This window comes from Frankia sp. CeCAU1, from assembly GCF_977971845.1.
The window spans coordinates 4,551-7,323 of the sequence record NZ_CDWWXA010000190.1 but is presented as its reverse complement, the minus strand read 5'-3'; the positions used below and the strand labels follow the sequence as shown (position 1 = coordinate 7,323).

The 2,773-nt window shown below is 70.7% G+C and carries 1 protein-coding gene and 1 pseudogene; both read left to right on the top strand.

Annotated elements, in window-relative coordinates; genetic code table 11:
* Positions 1 to 1,877 (top strand): annotated as a pseudogene (locus tag AC08OO_RS21645) (hypothetical protein); the annotation flags it as partial.
* Positions 1,878 to 1,888: 11 nt separating this feature from the next.
* The gene (locus tag AC08OO_RS21640; protein WP_476618983.1) at positions 1,889 to 2,644 is read left to right on the top strand and encodes a DNA-methyltransferase; all 756 of its coding nucleotides are present in this window, start codon (positions 1,889 to 1,891) and stop codon (positions 2,642 to 2,644) included.
* Positions 2,645 to 2,773: the final 129 nt, after the last annotated feature.

Genomic DNA, 2,773 nt, shown 5'->3' with positions numbered 1-2,773 from the left:
AAGCGGACCCGGTCGACGCCCCCGACGTCCCCCCCGACCCGGCACAGACGAGGTTCGACCAGCTCCGCGAAGCGTCCATGTTGGACGCAACACTTCTGGAAGCCGCCGAGATCGCCGCCGCGCTCAGCGGGGTCTACCTCCGTCTCGTCTGGGACGAGGATCTCCAGGACGGCCCGTGGATTGATGTCGTCCACCCCGACAGCGCCGTCCCGGAGTTCCGCTACGGGCGGCTGTGGGCGGTCACGTTCTGGCGCGAGCTGGTCTCTGCTGACCCGCAGCAGTCCCGCGGCAAGGTGGTCCGCCACCTTGAGCGCCACGAACGCGGCGTCATCCTGCACGGCCTGTACGAGGGTGACCGGGACAACCTCGGACGGCAGATTCCGCTGTCCGAAGCGCCCGACCTCGAAGGGCTCGTCGAGTCCCTCGAAGACGGCAACAAGATCGCCACCGTCGAGGGCCGGTTGACGGCCTGCTACATCCCGAACATGCGCCCCGCCCCCCAGTGGCGCCGTCTCCCGCAACTCGCCCCGCTCGGCCGCTCCGACTACACCCCGCCCGTCCTCGCCCTGATGGACCAGCTCGACGAAGTGATGACGTCCTGGATGCGCGACATCCGCCTGGGGAAGGCGCGCATCCAGGTGCCCGAGCAGTACCTGGAGAACCTCGGCAAGGGCAAAGGCGCCGGCTTCGACGAGGACCGGGAGGTCTACACCACCCTCAACCTGCTGCCCGTCCCGGGCGGCCCGCCGCAGATCACGGCGACGCAGTTCCAGATACGGGTGGACGAGCACGAGCGGACCGCCCGCACACTGATGGACCAGATCGTCCGGGGCGCCGGCTACTCGGCGCAGACGTTCGGCTCGGACTCTGAAGGCACGGCCACGACTGCGACCGAAGTCAACGCCCGGGAACGCCGCTCGGTGATGACCCGCGAGAAGAAGATCCGCTACTGGGATCATGCCCTGTCGGACCTCTTCTACACGTGGCTGCTGCTCGACGCACAGCTCGCCGGCGTCCAAGCCCCGCCACCGGCCGCGGACACCCCGCCGAAACCCGGCCAGCAGCAGGACGGAGACGCTCCGGCCGAACCCGGGAAGGACACGGGCACCGGCGGGCAGAAGCCCCTCGCCGGCAAGCAGCCCACACCCGCACCGGGCCCGCCGGGCACGAAGCCGGCCCCGGGCGACGCGAAGACCGCGGCCAAGCCCGGCGCGCAGCAGGGCCAGGACGGCGAGGACGAACAGGACGACGCCGCCCAGCCGCAGGCGGGGAAGCGCCGTCCGTTCGGCAAGGGCAAGCCGCCGTTCGGGAAGAATCCGGCGCCCGGGCAGCAGCAGGACGGCGGGCAGGGCGCTCCGCCCGTCGGCGCGCCTGGGCAGCCCCCGGCCAAGCCCGGACAGGCCCCGCAGGCCGGGAAGCCGGGCCGACAGGGTCCGACGCTCGGCGCGCTCGCCCGCGCCCAGCAGCAGCCCACCGCCGATCCGATGGCGGACGATCAGGACCCGAACGCGATCGTCGACCCCAACGCCCCCGCTGCCCCGGTCATCCCCGACGGGCCACCGGAACTGACCTGGCCCGCGCTCGCCGACGCGGACATGCTCACCCTCGCCCAGACCGCACAGGCGATCTTCGCTGCGAGCGCGGCATCCAAATACACGCTGGTCAAAATGTTGCATCCCGACTGGGATGAGGACCAGGTGCAGGACGAGCTCGCCCGCATGGACGAGGACGGCAAAGCGGACGCCCCACCGGACCCGATGGGCATAGGCGCCGAACAGCCCCTCGGTGGCGCCCCGTTTGGGCAGGGCCCGATGGACGACGGCAGCGGCGACCAGAGCGACCCCAGGCAGGACGACGGCAACGACAGCGTCCAGTAGGAGCCGACTCGATGTCCCTCCCGGTCCCGTACTGGTCGGACGGCACGGTCACCCTGTACCACGCCAACGCTCTCGAGCTCCTCGCCGAGCACGCCGACCAGCTCTCCGCAGACTGCATCGTCACCGACCCGCCCTACGGGGAGACCTCGCTGGCATGGGACCGCTGGCCCTCCGGCTGGCCTGATCTCGCCGCCCGCGCGGCTTCGTCGATGTGGGTGTTCGGATCGTTGCGCATGTTCCTCGCCCGCCGGGACGACCTTGCAGCCTGGAAACTTTCCCAGGATGTCGTGTGGCAGAAACGCACCGGGACGAATTTCGCCGCCGACCGGTTCCGGCGGGTTCATGAGTATGCCGTCCACTGGTACCGCGGCCCCTGGCGCGACATCTACAAGGATCCCCAGCGGGAACCCGGAGAGCGGAGGGAGAGGGGGCGGCTCATCCACCGCAAGCTGCCACCGGCCCACACGGGAGCGATCGGCGCCAACGTCTACTCCTACGGCGATACCCGGCTGATGCGTTCGGTGATCCCCGTCCCAGGCCTCCGAGGACGGGCGTTGCACCCCACCGAGAAGCCAGCCGGGATCCTCAAGCCACTGATCGGCTATTCCTGCCCATCTGGCGGCCTCGTGCTCGACCTGTTCGCGGGTTCCGGATCCACCCTAGCGACCGCCCGCACGTTCGGACGACGCGCGATTGGCATAGAGGCGGACGAGCGGCACTGCGAGATCGCCGCCCGGCGGCTGTCCGCGGCGCTACCAGTGATGTGATCTTCGGGGGGTGTGGTGGCCCGCCCGAAGCTCGCCCACCTCGCCCGCAAGGCCCGCACCTACAAACGGGACCGGCTCGGCCGGTTCGCCACCACCGACGGCACCGGCGGCGCCCCGGCTGTCCCGTTC

Excerpts from the sequence above, each read along its gene's own strand:
- AC08OO_RS21640 (WP_476618983.1), top strand. The coding sequence starts at position 1,889 with ATGTCCCTCCCGGTCCCGTACTGGTCGGACGGCACGGTCACCCTGTAC.